We start from the raw sequence: 24827 nt of genomic DNA on the forward strand, positions 1-24827 counted from the left end.
AAATAGAAAGCCTGAAAAATTCAGGCTTTCTTCGATAACAGAATAGGAGCATGAGGTGTAACGACTTGTTCATAATCCAATACTAGTTTATTAAATATACTATTCCAATCTTGTGTTAATGCATAATCCCTTGCCTTTTTTGACATACGCTTTAACATTTCTGTTTCATGCAAACAATCTTCGATAGCTTGGCAAAATGAAGATGTATTTTTTGGTTCGCAAAGAATACCAGTTGAGTAATCTCTTATAATGTTTCTAACGCCACCTGCACTCGCACCAATTACAGGTGTACCACAAGCCATTGCTTCAAGAACAACATTACCAAAAGTTTCAGTATCAGATGGGAAGACCATTAAATCGCTCATGCTGTAGATTTCAACTAATTCTTTCTTTTGGAGATAGCCAGTATAAATAATTTGATTTGTTCCGGTTTTATTCATCATTTCTTCTTTTTTTGGTCCGTCACCAACAATTAACCAAGTTAATTTTTTTCCGAATCGTTGTTTAGTATAGTTAATTATTTTGGATAAAGTTTCCAAATCTTTTTCGGGAGCAATTCTTCCAACGAAGCAAATTGTATATTTAGAGGTGATATTATACTTTTGTTTAATTTCATCATTGTTAGCCACGGGCTGAAAGATTGAACAGTCTACGCCATGAGTCCAGATCGAGACATTATTAAACCCTTTCGTAACTAAATGATTTAACGTATCGTTTGAAGGGACGAATATTTTTTGGGTTGGTTTATGGAACCAGTCTAAATATTTCCATAATATATTTTCTAGGAAAGTTAAATTATAGTATTCAAGATAATGATCAAAATTTGTATGATATGAAGCAACTAAAGGAATTTTCATCTTTTTAGCAATATGCAGACCGCTTAAACCAATTGTAAAAGGTGTTGCGATATGAATAATATCAGGGTTAAATTCCTTAAGTGTCTTTTTCATTTTGGAGAGGTTAGGAAATGAAATTTTGCACTCAGGGTAAATTTTAAAGGGCACAGCTTTCAAACGCGTCACATCTTTAGTCGAACATATACCATTATCTTCAGGAGCAAACACATGGTAAGAATGTCCATGATCTTTTAAATAATTTGTAAAACGGTTTAATGTTTTGGCAACACCATTCACTTGAGGAATATAGGTGTCTGTAAAAATAGCTATTCTCATAATTCTCCTCCTCACAAGTGATATAAAAAGAATTGTGTAATAATTGCTGTAAATGTACCAAGTAATATTCCACAAAATACATCTGAAGGGTAATGTAAGCCTAGATAAATTCGAGAAAAAGCAACACAAAATATAATTGGAAGTAAAATAAATGCTGTCATCGGTAAGTACATAATAATTGGTAGAACGACAGAAACAATTGCAGTCGTATGACCAGAAGGAAAAGAATGATCTTTTAAAGGTTTTTTTGGGACAAATGCACCTTCTAGTTTTAAATAAGGTCTTTTACGTGGATAAAATCGTTTAAGAAAATGGACAGGAATATGGCTAAGAGCAAGCGTGCAACAACTTAATATTGCTGCTTGATGCAATTCTCCACGAGAATAAAGTAATAAAATAAATGCTGAAACAATAGTGAAAGTAGCACCACCAAGATGTGTAATCGTACTAAAAAATAGATTCAAGTAACGTTGTTGGAATAACGAATTAACGCGGTAAAACAGCTGGCATTCATAAGTGTGGATCTTTTGAATAATTGCGCTCATTTTCATCCCTCATTTTTTAGTGTTATTTATAATTTCATTATAAAAAGTTAATATGGATTTAATTAGAAGCTTTTGTAAATGAATAATTTAAAAATGTAAATTATTATTAAAAAAGACAGAAGCATTAAACAATTTCCTAATCAATCGATTTCAAAGTAAACAGATTGTAAGATCCCAAAAAAAGAGGCCATCCCATCAGTCTTTTGACTAAGAGACGCCCGTTATGTTATTACGATTAAATATAAGATATTCACTAAGTACCAAAAATCAATAATTCTCTTTAAATCTGAGAAAGATGATCCGCTTCGGCTTGTTTATAAAATTGACCTTTTTCAATATACTCTTTTCGAATGCGATTGATATCTGCAATATCTTCTTCATTTAATTCTCGGATTACTTTTGCTGGTCTACCAAAAGCTAACGTATTTGGAGGAATTACTTTACCACCTGGAACAAGGCTTCCTGCACCAATCATTGCTCCTTCACCAATTTCAGCGCCGTCTAAAACGATGGAACCCATCCCGACTAACGCATTTTTTCGGATCGTACAGCTATGTAAAATCACACTATGTCCAATCGTTACACCATCTTCTAAAATTAGTGGACATTTAGGACTTTGGTGAAGTACAGATAAATCCTGTACATTTACATCATTTCCAATAATTGTATCATTCACATCTCCACGAATGACTGCACCGAAAAAAATACTACTATTTGCTCCAATTGTGACAGAACCAGTAACTGTTGCATTTGAAGCGATAAAAGCTGATGGTTCGATTTTGGGTTGTTTCCCTTTGTATGGTAATATCATACTATACCGTTGCCAAAATAAAAAAATACATATTGATTTGTTTATGAAAGATATTCTACTAATCACGACCAAATAAACATGCTGGCAACGAAGTTCACCTCCATAATATATACTTCATTATGAGTATAACTTATTTTAACAATGTGTAATTAATGAAAATGGGGAGGAGTGAAAAAATGTCACTACCTAAAAATCCGCTACACTTAATGCCAAAGGTTTATAAATCAGTGTTTCCTATTGTTCATCAGGAATTAGAGTATTGGAAAAATTTTGCAGAAACAATCCCAGATCCTGAACTTAGAAAACAAGCATTAATGAGCATCGATACAAAAACATTCCATTGTGAAGGTGGTGCAATTTTAGCATTACTTTCTGAAAAAAATTTAAAACCAGTTATCGAATTTATAGTTGCATATCAAACGATAAGTGATTATTTAGACAATCTATGTGATCGAAGTACTTCCCTCGATCCAGATGATTTTGAAGCATTACATGAGTCGATGATTGATGCAGTGAAATGTCAAAAATCCAATCAATTATATTATCGATTTAGAGAAGAACAAGATGATGGTGGCTATTTAAATGCTCTAGTTTCAAAATGCCATAATAGCTTGAATCAATCAAAGCATTATGAGGGGATAAAAGACTATTTAGTTCAATTAGCAGATTACTATTGTAAATTACAAATACATAAACACGTAAAAAAAGAAGAAAGAGTTCCTAGATTAACAAATTGGTTTGCAAAGTATCAACCTGATCTTTCCGACTTAGAATGGTATGAATTCTCTGCGTGTGCTGGTTCAACTCTTGGAATTTTTTGTTTAGTGTCTTATTCGTTTAATGAAGTGATTACCGAGAAATTATTTGAACAAGTTTATAAAAGCTACTTTCCATATGTTCAAGGTCTTCATATTCTACTAGATTATGTTATTGATCAGAAAGAAGATGAAGAAGGAGGGGATTTGAATTTTTGTAGTTACTACCCTTCAAAAGAAGTAATGTTGAATCGAATTGAGTATTTTTCAACTAAAAGTGATCAAGCACTTAAAAACTTAAAAGACTATCGGTTCCATCGTATGATTTATCAAGGATTACTTGGAATTTATTTAGCTGATAAAAAAATGGCAGGTCCAGCCGAAATGAAACGAATTCGAAGAGGGATTGTAAAAAATGGTGGACTAACATCATTCTTTTTCTACGGAAACGCAAAATTATATTTTAAATTAAAAGAGATGAAATTAAATAATAAAAAAGTGAAGCAATCAGTTTGATGCTTCACTTTTTTACGCTGTTGAAAAATAATCTTGTCAAATAATGACCAAATTTTTGTAAAGGAAGTTGAGTGATGTTCATTTCCACTACAGTATGCTCGCTTTCCATGGGGCGAAACCTGAGCCTCCTCGGCAAGCCTGCGGGGTCTTTAGCCTTTCCGCATTTCCCATAGGAGTCGAGCATCCTTTCGTTCCAATTAACTTATCCTTCAAAAAAAGTATTCATTAAAAACGATTTAAATTTAATCAGTTTAACGACAAATTCAAAAAAAGCATCGTCTTATAAGATTGGAATTCATTTTTCTAAAAATTAGTATTTAATAGTTTAAACTTATAAAAAGTTAAGGAGAAGGAAAGATATAAAAGACTTTAATGTATTTTATTGATATCCTCTAAGCCTGCTCTTCCTGTATGCTTTCCCTGCCATTCCTGCACTTTCAGTCTCGCATCTTCCACTCCAATCGATGTCTTTAAATAATCTAAACTTTAATTTCTCTAAAATCCTTTTCGAACATGTTTTTTTTAATACAACAATTCTCAAGCAGAGCTTTTACTTATGAGGATTTTTCAATTTGCTTTTCTTTACCTGAGAAAAATAACTTTAACAGCGGTGGAGTTACAACGGTTGTAATTAGGATAACGATTACTAGAATTGCAAACATTTCTTTAGATAATAAGTGGTTTGCTAAACCAGTCGAGGCAATGATGAGGGCAACTTCACCTCTGGATACCATTGCTGAGCCAATGCCTAAGGAACTATTTTTTGAAAATCCAGCCAGTTTAGCTCCAACTGCTCCACCGATTAGTTTCGTTAAAATTGCGATTATACTTAAAATAATAATAGTTGGAATTGACTTGCTAATACCTGTAAATTGAACTGATACACCTATTAAAGTAAAGAAGACGGGAACAAAGATTGAATAAGCAATTGTTTCAACCTTTTCGAAAACTTCATGTTTAAACTTTGTAACAGATATTGATATTCCTGCGAAATATGCACCTATTATTGCAGCTATGCCAGTTTGATCTGCAAAAGCTGAAAATAAAAAACAGATAATTAATGCAGCAGAGATTAATGTTTCTGATACATTTAACTTTATAAATTTTTTTAAAAACCAAGGGACGATTTTCCATCCGATTAGTATGGCAAATGTAAAAAATATAACCTTTTTTAATAAAATCATAGGTAAGCTAACTGCACTTCCACTGAAACTCAAAACAAAAGCTAATGAAATGATAACAACTATATCATCAATAACTGCAGCACCTAAAATAGTTGCCCCTTCTTTTGTTTTAAGATGACCTATTTCTTTTAAAGTTGCTACAGAGATACTTACGCTTGTTGCAGAAAGTAAAAGCCCTAGAAAAATTGCTTCAAATTGGGATAAATCAATAAAAACTCCATATAGATAACCACATAATAATGGTAATAATATTCCTAGTAGCCCTACGTAGGATGAGGCTTTCCCAGTTCGTTTAAATTCATCAATATCAGTTTCCAAACCGGCTATAAACATTAGGAGAATGACACCAATTTCACTCATCTGATGTAATGTTTCAGTTTCAGTTATGATACCAAATACAGCAGGACCTAGTATGATTCCAATCAATAGCTTTCCTAAAACTGCAGGTTGACCAAGTTTTGTACTTAAATCTCCAAATATTTTAGAAGCAATTAAAATAATTGCAAGCTGAACATAAAGCATAAATTTCTCATCTCCTAACTGAAATGCATACAAAAAGAGCCTGCCACAATAGAGATAGTATTATACATACTTATCCCTAATGTGACAGGCTCCTCCAAAAAATGCATTTAATTTTATTTAATTTACTTAACAAGTATAAACCGAAAATGAACCAAAATACAAGAGAAAGAAGTAGAATGATATCACGTTGATCTAGAAAACTAGTTTAATAGGATTAGTAAAATGAGAAAAATAAAATATGCAAAGTGAAGGAATACGAATAAAAGAGCACTTTTAATTTTTCTATGAAAAAACATATATTTTAGTACAAAGGAATGAAAATAGATTAAAGTCATACTTCCAAAGAAACCATAAAAATAACCATATATGACCCATTGTGTCATTTGATTGACTTGAGAGGTTTCTGTATGAAATCCTCTATATAATGAAATGAGGTAAAATAGTGACCAGTAATTGATGAAAGCGACAAATCCGAGTAATATAAATATCCAATTCGAATTCCTTAAAATGGACTGAAATAGAAGACGAAATGTTCTATTCAAATTGTTTATACTTGTTGTCAACTCTTCACGCCCCTGAGTTGTTTGATATCTAAGAGCAGGAACAAGAAATGGTAGGATTAAGGAAAAGATAGTAAAAGACTTTTGAGATTTTATTGATTTACTCTAAAAATTCCTGCCTTACCTGCTCTTCAAGTACTTTGGTCTTCGCACCCTTCATTCCAATCAATCTGTCTTTGAAATAGTCTATACTTTAAATTCTATAAAAAAACTATGATTTTGTATAAAATCAACCATTTACATTAACAGAGTATCTCTAAATAAATTTTATGATTTATGGAAGGGAGATATGTTCTTTTTAGAGAGGCAGTGCTAAAAACTGGATCAGGGAGAAAGGAAAAGAGGTTAAAAGACTTTTTCGATGATCTCTTTTGTAAAATTAGAGGAATTCTCCTTTGGGGGTTAGTTGGAATATAAAAGAAGGTCGATATTCATCTCATGAATTCGACCTTCTTTTATTTTATAATCTGATCAATCTGTTAATGTCATGTTATTTTCTACTATATGATTTTGTTTCGTATTAGGTGTAATTAGTTTTGATGCAAAAATCGGATATAGAACAGGGATTATGATAATTGTTAATACGATAAATCCACTCAATCCAGATAGTGCAGTTTGTACAAAAAGATAACTACTACTAAAGAGTAATCCAACAAAAATTGCACTTCCAATGATTCCTACGGCAAACATACTAGCAATATTACTGATTAATAAATTCTCTCGTTCCTCTGAATTAGAAGAATTAGTATATAGATGAGCTAGTATTGTACAAGCCATTACGAAAATTAGGTAGATTGTAAAGATCGGAACAAGAAATTTTAAACCTATTTGATCATAGTTTTTGATAAATATTTGTTCTGCAAGCGAGTTACCAGCCAAGTATACAATTGCTGCAGCTCCGATTGAAATAAGTGAGTAGAATATATTACGATAAGCAATTGTTAGCAATAGTGCAGCGGTAATGAGTGCATAAGTTAATAACCATTTGATATCCTTCAATATAATCGGCTTTAAACTATAAACTGTAGAAGGATCATCGGCAAGGGCTAGATTAGCTGATTCTAAACCTTGATCTTTTAAAGATTTAAGAGCTGTTTTTTTAGCTTGGTCAACTAAATTTGCTCCTGATGTAGAGATAGGAGTTTTTACAAATGTAACATCAAGTGTAGTAACAGCGAAATCTTCAGACATATAATTATCAAATATCTTCTTAAAATCAGGTGTGCTTAATGCTTCTTCCGGTAAGTACCATCCTGTTAATGTAGGATTAACACTTGTAGTTAATCCGCCTAAATAGCCTTGAGCGGTGTTTAATCCATCATAGATCTGAGTTAGTCCACCAACAGTTTGGCCTAAACCATCTTTTAATTCGCCAACTTTATTAACGAAAAGGCCAATTCCATCACCTAATTGAGTTTGACCATTCTTTAATTGTCCCAAGCCATTTGATACTTGTGGGATATTTTTTAATACTAATGATTCTCCATCAGCAGCCTTACCAATTCCATCCTGTAACTGACCCATTCCTGTATATAGTTGTTCTAAACCAGCGACTAATCTTGTTTGGCCGTCTACAACTTGAACCATACCAGAATTCGCTTTTTCTAGTCCTGCAAGTAATAAACCTGCACCCGTTTCTGCTTGACCAACTTTTGATATAAATTCGGTTAGACTACTATCTAATGTTTTAAGTGTACCTTGTAATTGGATATAAAATGGATCAGATGTAATGTTCGGATATTTTTGACCTAATCCAATCGCTAACTGTTGAGAACCTTGAATACCAGTTTGGACTTTTGCAAGATTGGATTTAATATCGCCTACACCATTGTATAGTGTTTTAAAGTTCCTCTCTATTTCTTTATAGCCAGCTAATAATTGTTTACTACCGTCTAATAATTTTTTCGTACTATCTTTAGCTGTGCCTAACCCGTCATGTAATTGACCTGCTCCAACTGATCCTTTTCTAAGACCAGCTTCAATTTGAGACAAGCCATCTTCTAATCTTCCTACACCATTTTGAAGTTTAGATGTTCCAGTAACTAATTGATCGATTCCATCAGTTGCTTCTTTTAATTTTGGTGAGGACTTTTCTAATTCATCTTTAGCGCCTTGTAAGCCTTCGCGAATCTGATTGACACCGTCATTTCCTTTCCCAATACCATCTTTTAAAGTAGCGGCTTGAGAAACGAGTAATAATGGATCTAATTCGCTGCTAAAAGGTCTAGATGCACTTCGAACAGATTCAACACCGTCCATTTGAGATAGGCTACGAGATAAAGCCTCGATCGTACTCATCCCTGTTACAGTATTCCAAGGAACCGTGTTTTCAATGACCAATCTCAAAGGAGTCGTTTTACCTGCATTAAATTCTTTAGAAACTAATCTTGATCCTTTTGCTGCATCCTTATTAGGAAGGCCATCAAGAGTACTATAGGCTATTTTATACTGATACAATCCAACCAATGGTGCAATTATTAAAAGAGAAACTAAAGTGAAAATTCCACTACGTTTTAGTACTAAGTGATTCCATTTATGCCATCCTATAAAATGGCCATTCTTAGTAGTAGGGAACGAAAGTACTTTTCCAAATAACGAAAAAAGACTTGGTAATAAAGAAATTGAAGAAATGTAAGATACAATTCCTAAAATGATTAACGCACTTAAAGATTTTGTTATTTGAAAAGTAGTATTTAGTAAACCAATACTTAAAATTGTAAAAACAGCATGTGAAACAAATAAACTGTAACCTTTGCTTGATAAAGCAAAAATGAGTGAGTGTTCATTCGATTTTTGGGCTGACAAAATTGCTGCATATCGATAATACAAGCTTAGCGCTGAAGTGACGCTTAGCATGAATGCAAAAATACCAAGTGCAAGCGGTGCAATATTTGTGATTGGAAGCGTTCCGTTGTCTACAAAGTAACTATAAATTGAAGCGCTTACTAAATAATTGATAACTGTTAATAGAATGGCAGAAAGTACAACAAGAGGTTTTCTAGTAATAAGAATAGATGCAATTAATGTGAGAATACCTGCAATAATAATACCTTTCTTAAGTCCTTCCTCATTTTGTTTATCAGCCTCCTGATCAACAAAAATTTTACCGGTTACAATTCTTTCAAATCCATTGACGGATGAAAGGGACTGTAGATCTTTATAAAGTGCTGTTAAATTTTTACCTTTAATATTTAAAGTGCCGGATAAAAGGATTGTTTTTCCGTCTTTTGATTCTAGTGTATTTTTTAAAGCTGGTTCGTCGATTGAATTAGAAATAGATACTAAACCGATTAAGTCTTTGTTGTCTTCAAGTTTTTTTGCAATATCTCTAACTTCGTTTTTGTTAGCATCTGTTAATTTTTGATCATTGTAATATACGATTGCAAAACTTTTTTTGTTTTTTGGGTCCATATTATGTGCGGTTTGCATTTTTTCCGCTTTCATGACTTGCGTACTATTTGGTAGTTCTAAAGTACCTTTCTCGTTAACTAGTTTGGAAATGGAAGGAGAGAGTAGACTTAGTAAAACTGCTACGATTAACCAGATTGTTATAACGAAATATTTCTTTTTAACAAAGAATGACATTGATACACCTCCGTATAATGTAATGAAATACGCGAATTTGTACAGAAAAATTTTGATTGAAAATTCTGAAATTAAACCTTATAAATATTTAAGGCCATAACCTGTACAAATTGACTGTATGTAAACCATTTTAATTCAGACTTATTTTAAAAATTAGACAAAAAATATGACAAATTTCTTAAAATATATATTAATGTATTCTAATAATCGTTAAATAAGTAAGTATTTTTATATTGTAAAATAATGATAAGAAATACCTGTTTCGTTCTGTATCTTTATGGAAAATGTTACAAATAGACTATTTTTTAAAGTGGTTAGATTTAGAGTGTACCGACTATTTTATTTTAAAGTAATAATCAAAAAGATCGGAACTTTGTCGTAATGTGTCGAAGGAAATTTTTATAATAAGGCTCAGGTGAAAAAGAAGGCTGATTTCCGTAACAGGATACTCGCTTTATTAAGAGCAGGAACAAGGAATGGGCATTCCTGTACTTTCCTGATTTCCCTGCACTTCCTGTACTTTCCTGCCTTTCAAGTCTCGCACCTTTCACTCCAAATCAACAATAATAAAGCCTATAATAAAAAAGCATATCTCCAAAAGTAAATTGAAGATATGCTTTTAAATTAATTTTTAGGTTGTGTTGGTTCAATTTGACGGAAAATTTCTTCATGAACTCTTTTCATTTCTTCGAAAAATTGTTCACGCTTAATATTGTTATTATCTAATATTTCTTTGAAGGATTTTGATTTTGCCTTTTGAGCGATTATATTTTCTAATGGTTTATTTGAAAGTTTAGAAACAACAGATATAAAGATTAAACTCTTCATTTCCATTTTATGTTGTTTAACCGCTTTATTAATGTTTGCTTCTGGCTGATTCAAATAATTTGCAACGTATTTAACAACTTCTTTTTTGTGCTTTTGTAACAACATTTTATTTGCTTTGTTGTCATGATGATGTCTATGATGCTCACCTTCGTTTGGATTTGCATCAAAATCATGATCATGTTTTGGATGAACATAATAATTGCCTGCTTCAATCTTTTGCGCATTCACTGAAATTGTACTTAGTGTAAAAAGACCAACCATTGCACCAGCAAAAATAGCTTTTTTCATTGTGAAAACTCCTTTTCTAATTGATTTTCTTATGATTACCAATTTTTTAAGAAAAATTTACCATTAATGAAATTTTAATAATTGAATTTTATTACAACTAAATCGTCTAAAATTTGAATGCAAAGTGAATTACCAAACGACAAAAAAACTGTCTATAGTTAGACAGTTTTTTTTAAGCCCTTTTTTCAATTGCTACGATAAAAGGGGGATTATTTGCTTGATTCATAAATCGATACATTAAAACATGTGCTTGGTCTTGTGGGATATTTTGAACAAAGTTCATTAACGCATCTTTTTCAATTTCTCCGCCTTCATGACCATGATAAATAACAACTACAATGATTCCTTCCGGAGCCATTATTTCAATCATTTTCTCGATTGCAGTAATAGTTGATTCAGGAACGGTAACTATTGTTTTATCACTACCAGGTAAATACCCTAAATTAAAAATTGCTCCCTTAACGTTACCATATAAGTGACTTGGAATTACATCTTTAACTTCAGCATGACTTCTTTGCACAAGTGTAACTTGGCTGCTTAAATTTTCATTGTTAATTCTTTCAGTCGTTTTTTGGATTGCTAAATCTTGAATATCGAATCCGTATACATGACCATGCTCTCCAACTAATTTTGCTAAAAATAAAGTATCATGACCATTTCCAATCGTGGCATCAATGGTAATATCTCCTTCTTTAACAGTTGACTGAAGAAGTTTCCTAGCATATGGCAATATTCTTTCTAAAATCATGTTAGCTCCACTCGGTTTTTTGCAAATTTACCTTGCCAACTATTTCGGCGTTCAAATTCACGATCTATAGCATTTAATACTTCCCATTTTTTTAGGCTCCACATCGGTCCGATTAATAAATCTGGAGGACCGTCTCCAGTAATTCGATGTACAATTACATCGCTTGGAATGATTTCAAGTTGATCAACGACTAATTTGATATATGCATCAAAATCCATAAATTCAACTAGTCCTTTTTCATATTGCTTCATCATTGCTGTTCCTTTTAAAAGGTGAAGTAAGTGAATTTTAATTCCTTGGATATCAAGTTTAGCAACTTCTAAAGCTGTTTCCATCATCATTTCAGGAGTTTCTAGAGGTAAACCATTAATAATATGAGAGCAAATACGAATATTGTGTTTACGTAATTTTTCTACGCCTTCTACATATGTTTTATAATCATGTGCACGATTAATAATATTCGCAGTTTTTTCATGAACTGTTTGTAATCCTAATTCAACCCATAAATATGTTCGTTTATTTAAATCAGCAAGATATTCAACAACATCATCAGGTAAGCAATCAGGCCTTGTTGCGATTGATAACCCAACAACTCCTTCTTGTTCTAAAATAGGCTCAAACTTTTGTTTTAATACTTCAACTGGTGCATGCGTATTTGTATAGGCTTGGAAATAACCTAAGTATTTTCCGTTTTGCCATTTCTCGTGCATTTTATCCTTTATTTTATGGAATTGAGTCACGACATCTTCGGCACGATCTCCAGCAAAGTCTCCTGACCCAGAAGCACTACAAAAAGTACAACCTCCAAATGCAACTGTACCATCTCTGTTTGGACAATCAAAACCAGCATCAATGGAAACTTTAAAAACTTTTTCACCGAATTGCTGTCTTAAATGATAATTCCATGAATGATATCTTTTATGATCTATTGTATATGGAAAAGGATTGTTTTTTGTCATTCCTCATCCCTCCCTTAATTTAAGTCAATATTATCGATTTTATCATGCTATAAAAAGAAAACCAAATGGAAAAACCTTTCTATTTTGTAAACAAATAAAAGTACTTTGATTGAAAGGTTCGGAAATACTATCCTTGAGGTAACCTACATATCGGATACTTCATTAAAGTCTGAAGGAGGTATTTTCTTGGGAATAACAGATCGCGCATTCGGACAAGAACAAGTTAAAAAAGCAAAAGAAGCTTATGATTATGCAGTAGAACAATTAGAAATTGGTATGAGACAAGAACATTTTAACGGTATTGAGTACTCTGAAGCACAAGTTGGGATTGAACAAGCAATTATGGAATTAGAAAAAGTTGCAAACCTAGCGAATGCAGAAAATAAAGATGAATTTAATCGTTTAAGAAGACAATTAACTCAACTACAACATCAAATGATCATAACTCCGCACTAAAGGAGAGCACATAATATGCAGGAATATACTCGTGAATATATGTATCTTGGGAGGAATTTACAAATGGTAAAAAAGAAAACAAAAAGCAATAACCCTGAACAAAAAACGAAAAATAAATCAAAAACTGAATTCTCAGGTGAACTTTCAGCTGTAGATCAAGTGAAAATAAGTAATTCTAAAAAAGGTCAACCACAAAGATCTAAGCAGGGGTAAAAGAGCAGGAATAGTAGGATTAAATGTATAGAAGAAAAAATCTGAAAGGCACTGTCCTTTCAGATTTTTTTATTTTCACTCAAAAAAGGTTATAAAGAATTTAAATTATTTGCGTATTTAAAGACGTTGATTGGAGTGGAAGGCAGTAAGGGCAGGGAAGTGCAGGAAAGGCAGGAAAATGCAGGAAAGTACAGGAATGCAGGGAAGCATTTAGAATAGGAATTACTTAGAGGAAATAAAGGTCTAATAAGTCTTTTATTATCTTCTCCTTCTCCTTAACCCTGCCTTTCCTTGTTCTTGTACCTAAAATCTATAACTTGAAACTAGTAACATTCTCCTCTACAATTAATGAGTTAAAGAGATATAGATAAAAGGGACAGCTTTGGGGGAGTATGGGATGCCAAAAAAACTTTGGTTTTTGTTAATAGGTATGATTTTAAATGTTACAGGTAATTCTTTTTTATGGCCATTCAATACGATATATATTCATCAGTATTTAGGGAAGTCCTTGTCAGTAGCAGGGCTTATTTTAATGGTTAATTCATTGGCTGGTGTATTTGGAAATATGCTTGGTGGCTGGCTGTTTGATAAGCTCGGGGGATATAAGTCAATCCTAATCGGTATTAGTATAACGTTCTTATCAATTACTGGATTAGTAATAAATCATTCATGGGCATTTTATAGTTGTTTCTTCGTAACATTAGGATTTGGAGTTGGAATTGTGTTTCCGTCAATGTATGCGATGGTCGGAGCAGCTTGGCCAGAGGGTGGTCGTAAAGCATTTAATGCAATATACGTAGCGCAAAATCTAGGTGTTGCAATTGGGACAGCATTAGGTGGACGTGTCGCTGCTGTGAATATTAATTATATTTTTACAGCTAATTTGCTATTATATATTGTTTTCTTTTTTGTAGCTGTATTTGGATTTAGAAATATAGGAGTCCCTAAGGAAGTGAAAGCACAAACAAGTGTGAAAAAAGCTGAAAGTTCAAGGTTTTCATTTACTCCTTCAATGAAGGCACTTCTGATTGTTTGTTGTGCTTACGTCTTATGCTGGTTAGTTTATGTTCAGTGGCAAACTACGATTGCTTCAGAAATGCAAAATCTACAAATAGGCTTAAAAAAATATAGTCTATTATGGACTGTAAATGGTGCACTGATCGTACTTGCACAACCGATCGTATCATCATTAATCCGCAAATTAAGTTTAAGTATGAGAAAGCAAATGTTGTTTGGAATTGGATTTTTTATCGCTTCAACAATACTTGTAAGTACTGCAGATAAATTTTCAATGTTTATGGTAGGCATGATGATTTTAACGATTGGTGAAATGTTTGTGTGGCCTGCTGTACCAACGATTGCAAATATGCTTGCGCCAAAAGAACGAATCGGAATGTATCAAGGGATCGTTAATAGCGCAGCGACTGTAGGTAGAATGCTTGGTCCGGTTCTTGGTGGAGCGCTTGTTGATTCGTTTAGTATGAAAATTTTATTTATTGTATTAGTTATTTTCTTAGTGATCAGTATGTTATTTTCTGTTCTTTACGAAAGACTTGCAAAAAAAGTTGTAAATGCGGAGAATCAAACTTTTGCTTCATAAAATAGGCAATGTATAATTGACCTTTTTCGTTGGTTATAATAAAATGGTATAAATTAAATCTAAATGATCGGCTATGATTGGGAATAGTAGTGAATGAGAAGAGGTCTAGAGAGTTGACGGCTGGTGAAAGTCAATCCATTCTATTCATGAACTCGCCCATAAGCCACATTTGTGAACGGTTTTTAACCAAGTAATAAATGTCGTGTTCCACGTTACGGAAACAAGTGAATGTATTTTTACATTAATTTGGGTGGTACCGCGGGAAATCCTCTCGTCCCTATTTGGGATGGGAGGTTTTTTTTATTTTTTTAAATAATCTCCGAAAGCCACAGCCGAGCCATTTATAGAAAGAAAAAGGGAGGCACTAATATGAGTTTTAATCATCGTACTATCGAACAAAAATGGCAACAGTATTGGTTAGAAAATAAAACATTTAAAACTACAGACGATACAAGTAAGCCAAAATTTTATGCACTTGATATGTTTCCTTATCCTTCTGGAGCAGGATTACATGTAGGGCATCCTGAAGGATATACAGCTACAGACATCCTTTCAAGAATGAAAAGAATGCAAGGTTATAATGTACTTCATCCAATGGGGTGGGATGCATTTGGTCTACCTGCAGAACAGTATGCTTTAGACACTGGTAATGACCCTGCGGAATTTACTGAAAAGAACATTAATACTTTCCGTAATCAAATTCAGTCTTTAGGGTTTTCTTACGATTGGGATCGTGAAGTGAATACAACTGATCCTAACTATTACAAATGGACTCAATGGATTTTCACAAGAATGGTTGAAAAAGGATTAGCTTATGTTGATGAAATCCCAGTTAACTGGTGCCCGGCACTTGGTACGGTTTTAGCCAATGAAGAAGTTATTGATGGGAAAAGTGAGCGTGGAGGACATCCAGTTGAACGTCGTCCAATGAAGCAATGGATCTTAAAAATCACTGCTTATGCAGATAGATTATTAGAAGATCTAGAGGAATTAGATTGGCCTGAAAGCTTAAAAGAAATGCAACGTAACTGGATTGGTCGTTCAGAGGGTGCTGAAGTTTATTTTAATGTTGATGGATTCGATGAAAAAGTAACTGTATTTACAACTCGTCCAGATACATTATTTGGTGCAACGTATGTTGTATTAGCTCCTGAGCATAATCTAGTAAGTAAAATTACAACAGCTGAGCAAAAAGATGCTGTTGAAGTATATATCGATTCAGTTAAATCAAAGAGTGATTTAGAGCGAACTGATTTAGCGAAGGATAAATCAGGTGTTTTCACAGGTGCATATGCAATTAATCCTGTAAATAGTGAAAAGCTTCCAATTTGGATTGCTGATTATGTACTTGCAAGTTATGGAACTGGCGCAGTAATGGCAGTACCTGGACATGATGAGCGAGACCACGAATTTGCAGTTAAATTTAAATTACCGATCGTTGAAGTTGTTGAAGGCGGAGACGTTCAAAAAGAAGCTTATTCTGGTGACGGTAAACACGTTAACTCTGAATTCTTAAACGGCTTAAATAAAGAAGAAGCAATTGGAAAAATGCTAGAATGGTTAGAATCATCAAAATCAGGTGAGAAAAAAGTTACGTATCGTCTACGTGATTGGTTATTCTCTCGTCAAAGATATTGGGGAGAACCAATTCCAGTAATTTTCTGGGAAGATGGTACGATGACAGTTGTTCCTGATGAGGAATTACCATTAATTCTTCCAAAAACGGAAGATATCCGCCCAAGTGGTACTGGAGAATCTCCTTTAGCAAATATTTCTGATTGGGTTAATGTAGTTGATCCAGTAACTGGTAAAAAAGGAAGACGCGAAACAAATACAATGCCACAGTGGGGTGGAAGCTGCTGGTATTACTTACGCTATATTGATCCAAATAATAACGAAGCAATTGCAGATACTGAATTACTAAAGCATTGGTTACCAGTTGATGTATATATTGGTGGAGCAGAGCACGCTGTACTTCACTTACTATACGCTCGTTTCTGGCATAAGTTCCTTTATGATTTAGGTGTGGTACCAACGAAAGAGCCATTCCAAAAGTTATTCAACCAAGGTATGATCTTAGGTGAAAATAATGAGAAGATGTCTAAATCTAAAGGGAATGTCGTAAATCCTGACGATATCGTAGCTAGTCATGGTGCTGATACATTACGTTTATATGAAATGTTTATGGGACCATTAGATGCTTCAATTGCTTGGTCAGAAAATGGCTTAGATGGTTCACGCCGATTCTTAGATCGAGTATGGCGCTTATTTGTCACTGATAACGATGCACTTACTGATAAAATTGTTGAAGGACTTTCATCAAGCAAGCTTGATAAAACATATCATCAAACAGTGAAGAAAGTAACAGAAGACTTTGAAGGACTTCGTTTTAATACTGCAATTTCTCAAATGATGGTATTTATTAATGAAGCATATAAAGCAGAACAGTTGCCAAAAGAAATGGTTGAAGGTTTTGTTAAATTGCTAGCACCAGTTGCTCCTCATATTGGTGAAGAGCTTTGGAGTAAATTAGGTCATAGCGATTCAATCGCTTATGCTACATGGCCAGCATATGATGAAGCTAAGCTTGTAGAAGATGAAATTGAAATCGTAGTACAAATCAATGGTAAAGTAAAAGCGAAATTACTTGTTGCAAAAGATGCTTCTCGTGAGCAAATGGAGCAAATTGCATTATCTGATGATGCGGTTAAAGAGCAAGTCGAAGGAAAGACAGTTCGTAAAATTATTGCTGTACCAGGTAAATTAGTTAATATTGTAGCTAACTAATTTCATCAGACTGTTGACAAACGCTCGCTTTCTTCGTTGCTTCGCTTGCCTGTGGTGCTCATTACCTTTTATGGTAACTCCGCTCCTCGTCAGGCTTCGCGCCTCGAAAGACAAACGTTTTCAATCAGTCTGAAATCAGATAAATAATTTTGTTTAGAAAAAACCTCTTAATTGAGGTTTTTTCTTTTCAGTTTATAATTAAAAGTTTCATGTTTCAACAATCAAACTTGCTTTTTGCATAGGTAATGATTAGTTGTTAAGATGGATGCATAAGAGAGGATGATAGATGAATGAATTCAATTTCTGCAAATGAAGTAAAAGAGCGTTTAGAAGCAGGTGAAACACTATTTTTAGTAGACGTACGTGAGGATTATGAGGTTGAATATGGTAAAATACCTGAAGCAATTCATATTCCAATGGGAGAAATTCCAAGTAAACTAGATCTGTTTAATAAAGAGTTTGAATATATTTTTATTTGTAAAGCAGGCGTTCGTAGTGAAAATGTTTGTGAATATATGAGTGAGCATGGCTTTAAGGCGATCAATATGGAGGGCGGCATGATGGCCTGGGAAGGCGATTTAGATTAACATTGATTGCCGGTAAATGATTGATTTTATTGCTCATTACTTACAGAAAATCCAACTATTTGAGGTTGGATTCAGACTGTTGGCAAACGCTCGCTTTCTTCGTTGCTTCGCCTGCTGAGCGGTGCTCATTACCGTTAAGGGTAACTCCGCTCCTCGCCAGGCTTCGCGCCTCGAAAGACAAGCGTTTTCAATCAGTCTGATAATCAGAGGTATATAGGAATTTGTCTACACAAAAAAAGCGGTGCTAAATGCACCGCTTTTTTTGTGTTATTTAAAATGAATAAGATTATAGTGTTGCAATTTCATTTTGATCTACTAAATCTGCATCAAGTGTATTTGTAGCACTAGCACCATTTATAGTTGCCGGAAGAAATCCGGTATTGCCTGAACCTGAGCCGAAATACGATTTTGTCTGAGTTTTTGGAGAGATATTATTTAGATCCCCAGTATTTATATTTCCTTCATTGACTGAAATTACGATTGCACCAAGAAATGTTGGCATAAATAATTCTCCTTTCTTATTCGATTAATGAAGATTCTGTTGGTGATGATAGTCTTACTGATGGTATAGCCGGTTGTGCTGGTATAGGTGGTACTACTGGTACTACTGGTATAGTCGGTTGGGTCGGCTCAGTAAGTGGTTGGAAAAGTTGTGAAAAAGTAGGTTGAGCATGACTTATACCTGGAGTTTGATAGTGTAAAGAAGGTGCTTTAAGAAAATGTCTTATTTGATGGACACGAGATAACATAGTAGCATTATGAACTGATCCAATAACTGAAACACTCGCCACGGTAATACCGTTATAATTAATCGAACCAACTTGGATAGTAGGGTTAAGATTAACTCGGTTCAGGTTCACATTAGGGTTATATGGAAGATGTTTTGGGATAACTTTAAAAATTGGATAAATTTCAAAAATATCTCTGTTAGGATCAGCTAAAACATTTCCTTGTTCTTGTAATGCAAGGGCATTTGACTCTGAGTTTATAGAAAAGGCATCACCAAACTGTAATACACTTGAGAATAGAACTGTATTAACCTCATATCTCTCTACGGCAGCTAAACGAATTTGATCAATCTTAAACATTAGCTTACGGATAAAGGTGCAAACGGTCCAACAATTAATGATTCAGGCGGCGTGTCAAAGATTGAGGATAGGGAAATATTATGAGCGTCCCCAACCAAAAATAATGAAGATGATGAAATAGCTGTAAATTTTATTGTCTCAACTTGCAAATTACAGTTTGTTACATTTAAATTCATCCTTTATGCTCCTTCCTTAAATTATGTGGTAAGTTCTGTAAAAAGGCACTATATGCAGTACGAATGTCTCCTAACATATGCAAAACGACTTCTTCGGAATACCTGAGTGGATCCTCTGCGAAGTTAGGCTTATTTTTGTATAAGTCGATATAATAAGGAATCCGTATATCCATTTGATTTCGAATATCGTCGATCATCATTTGGCGGTAATAATCATCTACAGAAACTCTAAGTTCTGCTTCTAGTTGGAGAATCGTTTCTAATGCTTCATCTTTCAAGTGGAAGTTAATTCGATCTTCTATATAGGCTCTTAATGCTTTCATATGATTGTCAGGCTTAATATCAATTTGTTGGTTTTCTACAGTTAAATCCTCAAATTTTGGAGCATGAAGAGGATTTAGTCCAATTGTTAACGTTCCATTTAAATTTTCTACTTTTAATTGGTCGAATTTATATTCAATTCTATCAATTCTTGTCTCAGGTCTTTGAGAAAGTTCATGAACAGTAGCCTCAAGTTGAGCAATTCTATTTTGTAACTGTTCAATCATTAATGACTGCTCATAGATTAATTGCTCAATTTGAATATATTTTGTTTCTATTTGATTCATAGAATTCCCTCGCTTTCAATTTGCTACAGGAATAAAGTTACTATTCTTGCGATGTTTGAACGATTTGACCTGGTTCAGTAAGTGGTGGTGCTGGCTCTAAATAATCACCAGTATTATTCGTAATTGTTCTTGCATTTATATTTCCTGATGTACCTATTTGAAAAACAGACGAGTTTACAATACCACCAGTTTTTAGCTGGTTTATAATAATTGTTTGATGTATATATATATTCAAACGACATCCTCCTTTACATGTTGCCAACCATTGGTTGATCAACTTGATCCTGATCATATACATTCGAAATACTCTTATTGTTATAAACAGTTACATTATCACCTGTATTAAATGAACCAGCACCGGCATACGTTTGAGCATTACTTTTAGGAAAAATATTATATGCGTCACCCACGTTTACAACACCGCTGCTACCAACACTCACAATATTAATTACTCCAACATAAGCAGGCATGACTGAACACCCTTTGTTCTTTATATGATTATGTATTATATGGCTATTTAACCCAAAATGTGATTGTAGTCTATATAATGTTAAGAAGTCTTCATTTAATTGAACAAAAAAAATACTAGTTGCAATTAGATTGAACTAATCGCAACTAGCTATTAAGCCCTCTGTTTTGTAGAAGTAAAAGTCGATATCATATTCATGAGCCTGTCCAGCTCTTGGCTACATAAAACTGTTTTCTTGTTTGTAAAGCCATATCGTCCCGCGTAATATACCATTCGGGCGCGTTTTTTCTCTATAACATGAAGCAGCAATTTAGTCACCAACTTTGTTCAAGAATAGGGAATTGTGTCTAGGTCTCACGATGTATGTAATGCTATTATACAAAATCATTTACATATGAAAAGGCATTCGCTAAAAGAAGTGTAAAATTTACAAAAAACTACAATATTCACCTTTATCTTCTGTTTACTAAGTGGAAATTGAAAGGTTTTTGTAGGAAGAAGGATGTGAAATGTCGAATTGTAAGGAGGTGTAGAAGATATTGAATTTATTTTCGACAGTAGATTACAATCCTATATTAATAATATTTAATAATCTAAAAAACGAGTAGAAAGTCATGTTATTTTAATAATTTAGTAGGTACTTAGTCGCAGGTATTTTTTGAACAATTTGTGAATTTTTTTCATAATTTTCTAACGATCCTTTATCTTGATTTTTCCCTTATGCTATCACTTATGATATGATTATTTAGAATATGAATTTGGGAGGAAAAGGAATGATTCACTTACATATTACATCGTGGGTATTGGCTATTATTTTAGCTTTATATGTTGGTCATGGGTATAAACATGGTCAAAAAGTTAAAGTACCTCACATGATTTTACGCTTATTATACTTTGTTATTTTAGGTACTGGACTATACTTATTTATTAGTATCCCAGGTAAAGAAAATATGCCGTCAGACATGAAAATGCTTTATAACGTAAAAATGACGCTTGGTATCATTATGTTAGGGGTATTTGAGTATTTCACAGTCTCTTCTAAGAAAAATCGTAAAATGGTTGTACCTGCAACGATCTTTACTGTATTAATTTTAGCATTATTATATGTGGGATTCAGATTACCTCAAGGTTTTCATTTCTTCGCTTAATAAAAAAAACTGTCACTTTTCATTGTGGCAGTTTTTTTATTGTTTGGCCCTAATAAAACAAGGAAGGAAAGTGATAGGGAAAGCATGAATAAACTCTTTAAAATCTTGTAAATCCGCCTTGATCCTGCATTCCCTTTACTCCTGCCCTTAAGATAACTGAGTTAATAAATAGCGATTACCAGTTGCTTTCGTCAGTTCGAAACGATGATTTTGTTCGTCATGCGAAATTCTAAATTGGTGATATACTGAACAAACCAGTTCTCCATTATCAAATACGATGAAATTTACCCCTTCAGAAGGGATTCCTTCAGGTTGGAATGAAAGGAAGTTATGACAGTAAAGACAATCGTATAAAGAAAAACTATGTGTGTTCAATAAATATGCTAAAGTATAAAACGACTCATCGCTCAAATTTTTTAAGAGTGTATCAAAACTATATAAAAGTTTTCGTTGGATGCGGAGAATATCGCCGTTTTGTAATTTCTTCTTTTTAGAATGATTAATTATGAAATTTCCATTTTTTAAAGAAGCAGGAAACCATTCTTCGTTTATTGAAATTTCAAACTCCTCATCGACAAGATCTTCGAGTAAAAATGCCTCATCAGTTTCATCATCGAAAAAGACCCATTCATCGTTTATTTCTTCAATTGTTCCAATCGTGAAAGCGCGAGGTTGCTTTTGAAATAATTGTGATCGATGCTTATATTGCATTAAGTAACCTCCAGTTACAAGCGTTCTATAAGTTGTTTGTTTATTTACTTCGATTCAATTGAAAATTAGTGATTCGGACATTTTATTGAAACATAAAATGAATAATAAATAGAAACTTTTTTTCGATTGAACCTTTTTGTGGATTTCGAATATTGTTTAATGATTTATATTTTCCACTTTTTCCGATTTGTATTTAACGGTGTTACGAACATAGCTGCGTTTATTATGATTAATTTAATAAGCTGCTACTTTTTTCATTTATTGACATAACTTAACTATTTTATAACTATGCAAAAAATGAAAAAACGCATGGACAAATAAGGATAAGTTATCAACTTTTTTTATGGATTAACGCACCTATTTTTATAAACAATAATACGATATAGAATTAACTTTATTTTTATAGGGAAATAGCCCAGAAAGGAGAAAAAAACATGTGCGGTATAACTGGGTGGGCAGATTTTCAAAAAGATTTATCTAAGGCAAATGGTGTTGCGTTAAAAATGGCTGAGACATTATCAAAAAGGGGTCCAGATGATACAAACATATGGACATCAAATCATTGTAATTTTGGCCATAAAAGGTTAGTTGTAGTTGATCCGGACGGTGGAAAACAACCAATGCTTAAGTCAAAAGGTGATCACACCTATACACTTTGCTATAACGGAGAGCTATATAATACCGAGGATATAAGAAAAGAACTAATTAAGAGGGGTTATACCTTTAAAGGGCATTCAGATACTGAAGTTTTACTTACAAGCTATATTGAATGGAAAGAAGCATGCGTAGAAAAGTTTAATGGAATATTTGCATTTGCAATTTGGGATGAAGAAAAGGAAAGCTTATTTATCGCAAGAGATCGATTAGGCGTTAAACCTTTATTTTACAAAGAAGATTATAAGAGATTACTATTTGCTTCAGAAGTAAAAGCAATACTAGCAAATCCTGATGTGAAAGCTGAATTAACTGAGGAAGGACTTTCTGAAGTCTTTGGTCTTGGTCCATCTCGAACGCCAGGAAATGGAGTTTTTAATGGGATAAAAGAACTTCGTGGTGGTCATGCTATGACCTTTTCTAGAAATGGGCTAAAAATATGGAAATATTGGGATGTTAAAAGTGAAATTCACACAGATTCGATCGACGAAACGATTGAAAAGGTTCGTTTTTTTGTAGAAGATGCAATCGTAAGACAATTAGTATCTGATGTACCATTATGTACTTTTTTATCTGGTGGGGTGGATTCTAGTACAATAACTGCTATAGCAGCTAATCATTATGCAAAAGAGGGGAAAGGACAATTAACAACCTATTCAATTGATTATGAAGAAAACGAAAAATACTTTACATCAAGTGTTTTTCAACCTAATTCGGATGCGCCTTGGATTGATTTAATGTCTTCAACTTTTCATACAAATCATCAAAGATGTGTCATTAGCAACGAGGAACTGGTTCAGTATTTGGATGAGGCTACAGAATGTCGTGACTTACCAGGAATGGCAGATGTCGATTCTTCATTATTATGGTTTTGTCAAAAAATTAAAAAGAATTTCGTAGTAGGCCTATCTGGGGAATGTGCTGATGAAATTTTCGGTGGTTATCCTTGGTTTCACCGTGAAGACGACTTAAATAGACCAGCATTTCCTTGGATGAGATCAACAGAACTACGACAAAAGCTTTTAAAAGATGAGTGGAGTAATAAACTAAATTTGGCTCAATATGTTCAAGATCGATACAATGAGACTGTTAAAGAAACTCCTATCCTTGAAGGAGAAAGTCCTTTAGAAGCAAAAAGAAGACAATTATTTTATTTAAATCGTCAATGGTTTATGGCGCAATTATTAGATCGAAAAGACAGAATGAGTATGGGAGCAAGTCTAGAAGTTCGCGTGCCTTTTGCAGACCACCGACTCGTTGAATATGTTTGGAATATCCCTTGGGAGCTTAAAATGTATGGGAATCGTGAGAAAGGGATATTAAGAAAGTCACTAGAAGGACTTTTACCAGAAGAAATATTATACCGTAAAAAAAGCCCTTATCCGAAGACGCATAATCCAATTTATACTAAATTAGTTGTTCAAAAATTAAAAGAGGCATTAAAAGATAAAAGTTCTGCACTTTACGAGTTTTTAGATAAAGAGCAGTTAAATAGCTTAGTTGAAAGTGAAGGGAAAGCATTCCAAGTTCCATGGTATGGTCAATTGATGTCTGGACCACAGTTATTAGCACATTTATATCAAATTCATGTTTGGTTTAAGAAATTTAATATTAATGTAAAGGCATAACGAATGGAGGTGATTTTTCACCTCTGTTTTTTTATTGTTGTATTTGGAAGGGGAGGGGGGATTAAGCAGGTGGGGATCGCGGATGAAAGGTGAGAATCGCAAATACAGAATGAGAACGCAAAAAACATCTGAATCGTGCAAATTAAAAAGAGAACGCAAATAAACATCTGGAATCGCAAATAAAATACCGAAATCGCAAATAAAAAGAGAGAACGCAAATAAAATTCCA

At 33.4% G+C, this 24827-nt stretch carries 24 protein-coding genes and 1 other annotated feature; of the genes, 8 read left to right on the plus strand and 16 right to left on the minus strand.

Going from position 1 to position 24827, the window contains the following annotated elements; translation table 11 throughout:
* Nucleotides 1–20: 20 nt before the first annotated feature.
* The 3 genes from B7R67_RS00285 to B7R67_RS00295 all read right to left on the minus strand — a co-directional run bounded on the left by B7R67_RS00285 (nucleotide 21) and on the right by B7R67_RS00295 (nucleotide 2528).
* On the minus strand, nucleotides 21–1172 hold the full coding sequence (locus B7R67_RS00285; RefSeq protein WP_088066451.1) for a glycosyltransferase family 4 protein: 1152 nt from the start codon (nucleotides 1170–1172) through the stop codon (nucleotides 21–23).
* 11 nt (nucleotides 1173–1183) lie between these two features.
* Complete coding sequence (locus B7R67_RS00290; RefSeq protein WP_407920360.1) at nucleotides 1184–1717, minus strand: phosphatase PAP2 family protein; 534 nt, start codon at nucleotides 1715–1717, stop codon at nucleotides 1184–1186.
* Between the two features lie 280 nt (nucleotides 1718–1997).
* Nucleotides 1998–2528 carry a gamma carbonic anhydrase gene (locus tag B7R67_RS00295; protein WP_088067138.1) on the minus strand — a complete coding sequence of 177 codons (531 nt, stop codon included), beginning with the start codon at nucleotides 2526–2528 and terminating at the stop codon, nucleotides 1998–2000.
* A gap of 176 nt (nucleotides 2529–2704) precedes the next feature.
* Between B7R67_RS00295 and B7R67_RS00300 the strand changes: the two genes are divergently transcribed.
* The gene (locus B7R67_RS00300; RefSeq protein WP_088066455.1) at nucleotides 2705–3799 is read left to right on the plus strand and encodes a tetraprenyl-beta-curcumene synthase family protein; all 1095 of its coding nucleotides are present in this window, start codon (nucleotides 2705–2707) and stop codon (nucleotides 3797–3799) included.
* Nucleotides 3800–4353: 554 nt separating this feature from the next.
* On the opposite strand, the gene B7R67_RS00305 is transcribed toward B7R67_RS00300, so the two are convergent.
* The 5 genes from B7R67_RS00305 to B7R67_RS00325 form a co-directional block, all read right to left on the minus strand.
* On the minus strand, nucleotides 4354–5505 hold the full coding sequence (locus B7R67_RS00305; RefSeq protein WP_088066456.1) for a cation:proton antiporter: 1152 nt from the start codon (nucleotides 5503–5505) through the stop codon (nucleotides 4354–4356).
* 1031 nt (nucleotides 5506–6536) lie between these two features.
* Nucleotides 6537–9650: an MMPL family transporter gene (locus tag B7R67_RS00310; protein ID WP_088066458.1), complete on the minus strand. Its 3114-nt coding sequence runs from the start codon at nucleotides 9648–9650 to the stop codon at nucleotides 6537–6539.
* 624 nt (nucleotides 9651–10274) lie between these two features.
* A complete protein-coding gene (locus B7R67_RS00315; RefSeq protein WP_088066460.1) occupies nucleotides 10275–10766 on the minus strand; it encodes a hypothetical protein in 492 nt (163 codons plus the stop codon).
* A 172-nt stretch (nucleotides 10767–10938) separates the two neighbouring features.
* Complete coding sequence (locus tag B7R67_RS00320) at nucleotides 10939–11514, minus strand: class I SAM-dependent methyltransferase (RefSeq protein ID WP_088066462.1); 576 nt, start codon at nucleotides 11512–11514, stop codon at nucleotides 10939–10941.
* A complete protein-coding gene (locus B7R67_RS00325) occupies nucleotides 11511–12473 on the minus strand; it encodes a TIGR01212 family radical SAM protein (RefSeq protein WP_088066464.1) in 963 nt (320 codons plus the stop codon). Before B7R67_RS00325 ends, B7R67_RS00320 begins: the two co-directional genes overlap by 4 nt.
* Nucleotides 12474–12659: 186 nt before the next feature.
* Between B7R67_RS00325 and B7R67_RS00330 the strand changes: the two genes are divergently transcribed.
* The 5 genes from B7R67_RS00330 (at nucleotide 12660) to B7R67_RS00350 (ending at nucleotide 18116) form a co-directional block, all read left to right on the plus strand.
* Nucleotides 12660–12929, plus strand: a complete 270-nt coding sequence (locus B7R67_RS00330) for a DUF2524 family protein (protein ID WP_407920361.1) — start codon at nucleotides 12660–12662, stop codon at nucleotides 12927–12929.
* 63 nt (nucleotides 12930–12992) lie between these two features.
* A complete protein-coding gene (locus tag B7R67_RS00335; protein ID WP_088067142.1) occupies nucleotides 12993–13142 on the plus strand; it encodes a glycogen biosynthesis protein GlgD in 150 nt (49 codons plus the stop codon).
* Between the two features lie 397 nt (nucleotides 13143–13539).
* Nucleotides 13540–14742 carry an MDR family MFS transporter gene (locus B7R67_RS00340; protein WP_088066466.1) on the plus strand — a complete coding sequence of 401 codons (1203 nt, stop codon included), beginning with the start codon at nucleotides 13540–13542 and terminating at the stop codon, nucleotides 14740–14742.
* A 64-nt stretch (nucleotides 14743–14806) separates the two neighbouring features.
* Nucleotides 14807–15024, plus strand: a binding site (T-box leader).
* A gap of 87 nt (nucleotides 15025–15111) precedes the next feature.
* Nucleotides 15112–17529: a leucine--tRNA ligase gene (gene leuS, locus B7R67_RS00345; RefSeq protein WP_088066468.1), complete on the plus strand. Its 2418-nt coding sequence runs from the start codon at nucleotides 15112–15114 to the stop codon at nucleotides 17527–17529.
* Nucleotides 17530–17819: 290 nt separating this feature from the next.
* Entirely contained in the window at nucleotides 17820–18116 is a 297-nt protein-coding gene (locus B7R67_RS00350; RefSeq protein ID WP_088066470.1) for a rhodanese-like domain-containing protein, read from the plus strand.
* Between the two features lie 286 nt (nucleotides 18117–18402).
* On the opposite strand, the gene B7R67_RS00355 is transcribed toward B7R67_RS00350, so the two are convergent.
* From B7R67_RS00355 to B7R67_RS00385, 7 genes are all read right to left on the minus strand, one after another.
* Nucleotides 18403–18618, minus strand: a complete 216-nt coding sequence (locus B7R67_RS00355) for a spore germination protein (RefSeq protein WP_088066472.1) — start codon at nucleotides 18616–18618, stop codon at nucleotides 18403–18405.
* A 16-nt stretch (nucleotides 18619–18634) separates the two neighbouring features.
* Nucleotides 18635–19204 carry a spore germination protein GerPE gene (locus B7R67_RS00360; protein WP_088066474.1) on the minus strand — a complete coding sequence of 190 codons (570 nt, stop codon included), beginning with the start codon at nucleotides 19202–19204 and terminating at the stop codon, nucleotides 18635–18637.
* Nucleotides 19204–19380, minus strand: a complete 177-nt coding sequence (locus tag B7R67_RS00365) for a spore gernimation protein GerPD (protein WP_088066476.1) — start codon at nucleotides 19378–19380, stop codon at nucleotides 19204–19206. The genes B7R67_RS00360 and B7R67_RS00365 overlap by 1 nt, the downstream gene beginning before the upstream one ends.
* On the minus strand, nucleotides 19377–19988 hold the full coding sequence (gene gerPC / locus B7R67_RS00370) for a spore germination protein GerPC (protein WP_088066478.1): 612 nt from the start codon (nucleotides 19986–19988) through the stop codon (nucleotides 19377–19379). Before gerPC ends, B7R67_RS00365 begins: the two co-directional genes overlap by 4 nt.
* 40 nt (nucleotides 19989–20028) lie before the next feature.
* Nucleotides 20029–20223, minus strand: coding sequence for a spore germination protein GerPB (locus B7R67_RS00375; RefSeq protein ID WP_088066479.1), 195 nt, complete (start codon nucleotides 20221–20223; stop codon nucleotides 20029–20031).
* Between the two features lie 13 nt (nucleotides 20224–20236).
* Nucleotides 20237–20458 carry a spore germination protein gene (locus tag B7R67_RS00380; RefSeq protein ID WP_088066481.1) on the minus strand — a complete coding sequence of 74 codons (222 nt, stop codon included), beginning with the start codon at nucleotides 20456–20458 and terminating at the stop codon, nucleotides 20237–20239.
* Between the two features lie 152 nt (nucleotides 20459–20610).
* Nucleotides 20611–20766 carry an aspartyl-phosphate phosphatase Spo0E family protein gene (locus B7R67_RS00385; protein ID WP_088066482.1) on the minus strand — a complete coding sequence of 52 codons (156 nt, stop codon included), beginning with the start codon at nucleotides 20764–20766 and terminating at the stop codon, nucleotides 20611–20613.
* 464 nt (nucleotides 20767–21230) lie between these two features.
* Between B7R67_RS00385 and B7R67_RS00390 the strand changes: the two genes are divergently transcribed.
* On the plus strand, nucleotides 21231–21605 hold the full coding sequence (locus B7R67_RS00390) for a DUF1516 family protein (protein ID WP_158094990.1): 375 nt from the start codon (nucleotides 21231–21233) through the stop codon (nucleotides 21603–21605).
* A gap of 147 nt (nucleotides 21606–21752) precedes the next feature.
* On the opposite strand, the gene B7R67_RS00395 is transcribed toward B7R67_RS00390, so the two are convergent.
* On the minus strand, nucleotides 21753–22316 hold the full coding sequence (locus B7R67_RS00395) for a DUF2777 family protein (RefSeq protein WP_088066486.1): 564 nt from the start codon (nucleotides 22314–22316) through the stop codon (nucleotides 21753–21755).
* 434 nt (nucleotides 22317–22750) lie between these two features.
* On the opposite strand from B7R67_RS00395, the gene asnB reads away from it, so the two are divergent.
* Nucleotides 22751–24598 (plus strand): asparagine synthase (glutamine-hydrolyzing), encoded by a 1848-nt coding sequence (gene asnB, locus B7R67_RS00400; RefSeq protein WP_088066488.1) that lies wholly within the window; start codon nucleotides 22751–22753, stop codon nucleotides 24596–24598.
* Nucleotides 24599–24827: the final 229 nt, after the last annotated feature.

Origin of the sequence: Gottfriedia luciferensis, from assembly GCF_002156865.1 — a bacterium.
Lineage (GTDB): Bacteria > Bacillota > Bacilli > Bacillales > Bacillaceae_G > Gottfriedia > Gottfriedia luciferensis.

Excerpts from the sequence above, each read along its gene's own strand:
- B7R67_RS00285 (WP_088066451.1), bottom strand. The coding sequence starts at position 1,172 with ATGAGAATAGCTATTTTTACAGACACCTATATTCCTCAAGTGAATGGT.
- B7R67_RS00290 (WP_407920360.1), bottom strand. The coding sequence starts at position 1,717 with ATGAGCGCAATTATTCAAAAGATCCACACTTATGAATGCCAGCTGTTT.
- B7R67_RS00295 (WP_088067138.1), bottom strand. The coding sequence starts at position 2,528 with ATGATATTACCATACAAAGGGAAACAACCCAAAATCGAACCATCAGCT.
- B7R67_RS00300 (WP_088066455.1), top strand. The coding sequence starts at position 2,705 with ATGTCACTACCTAAAAATCCGCTACACTTAATGCCAAAGGTTTATAAA.
- B7R67_RS00305 (WP_088066456.1), bottom strand. The coding sequence starts at position 5,505 with ATGCTTTATGTTCAGCTTGCAATTATTTTAATTGCTTCTAAAATATTT.
- B7R67_RS00310 (WP_088066458.1), bottom strand. The coding sequence starts at position 9,650 with ATGTCATTCTTTGTTAAAAAGAAATATTTCGTTATAACAATCTGGTTA.
- B7R67_RS00315 (WP_088066460.1), bottom strand. The coding sequence starts at position 10,766 with ATGAAAAAAGCTATTTTTGCTGGTGCAATGGTTGGTCTTTTTACACTA.
- B7R67_RS00320 (WP_088066462.1), bottom strand. The coding sequence starts at position 11,514 with ATGATTTTAGAAAGAATATTGCCATATGCTAGGAAACTTCTTCAGTCA.
- B7R67_RS00325 (WP_088066464.1), bottom strand. The coding sequence starts at position 12,473 with ATGACAAAAAACAATCCTTTTCCATATACAATAGATCATAAAAGATAT.
- B7R67_RS00335 (WP_088067142.1), top strand. The coding sequence starts at position 12,993 with ATGGTAAAAAAGAAAACAAAAAGCAATAACCCTGAACAAAAAACGAAA.
- B7R67_RS00340 (WP_088066466.1), top strand. The coding sequence starts at position 13,540 with ATGCCAAAAAAACTTTGGTTTTTGTTAATAGGTATGATTTTAAATGTT.
- leuS (WP_088066468.1), top strand. The coding sequence starts at position 15,112 with ATGAGTTTTAATCATCGTACTATCGAACAAAAATGGCAACAGTATTGG.
- B7R67_RS00350 (WP_088066470.1), top strand. The coding sequence starts at position 17,820 with ATGAATTCAATTTCTGCAAATGAAGTAAAAGAGCGTTTAGAAGCAGGT.
- B7R67_RS00355 (WP_088066472.1), bottom strand. The coding sequence starts at position 18,618 with ATGCCAACATTTCTTGGTGCAATCGTAATTTCAGTCAATGAAGGAAAT.
- B7R67_RS00360 (WP_088066474.1), bottom strand. The coding sequence starts at position 19,204 with ATGTTTAAGATTGATCAAATTCGTTTAGCTGCCGTAGAGAGATATGAG.
- B7R67_RS00365 (WP_088066476.1), bottom strand. The coding sequence starts at position 19,380 with ATGAATTTAAATGTAACAAACTGTAATTTGCAAGTTGAGACAATAAAA.
- gerPC (WP_088066478.1), bottom strand. The coding sequence starts at position 19,988 with ATGAATCAAATAGAAACAAAATATATTCAAATTGAGCAATTAATCTAT.
- B7R67_RS00380 (WP_088066481.1), bottom strand. The coding sequence starts at position 20,458 with ATGCCTGCTTATGTTGGAGTAATTAATATTGTGAGTGTTGGTAGCAGC.
- B7R67_RS00390 (WP_158094990.1), top strand. The coding sequence starts at position 21,231 with ATGATTCACTTACATATTACATCGTGGGTATTGGCTATTATTTTAGCT.
- B7R67_RS00395 (WP_088066486.1), bottom strand. The coding sequence starts at position 22,316 with ATGCAATATAAGCATCGATCACAATTATTTCAAAAGCAACCTCGCGCT.
- asnB (WP_088066488.1), top strand. The coding sequence starts at position 22,751 with ATGTGCGGTATAACTGGGTGGGCAGATTTTCAAAAAGATTTATCTAAG.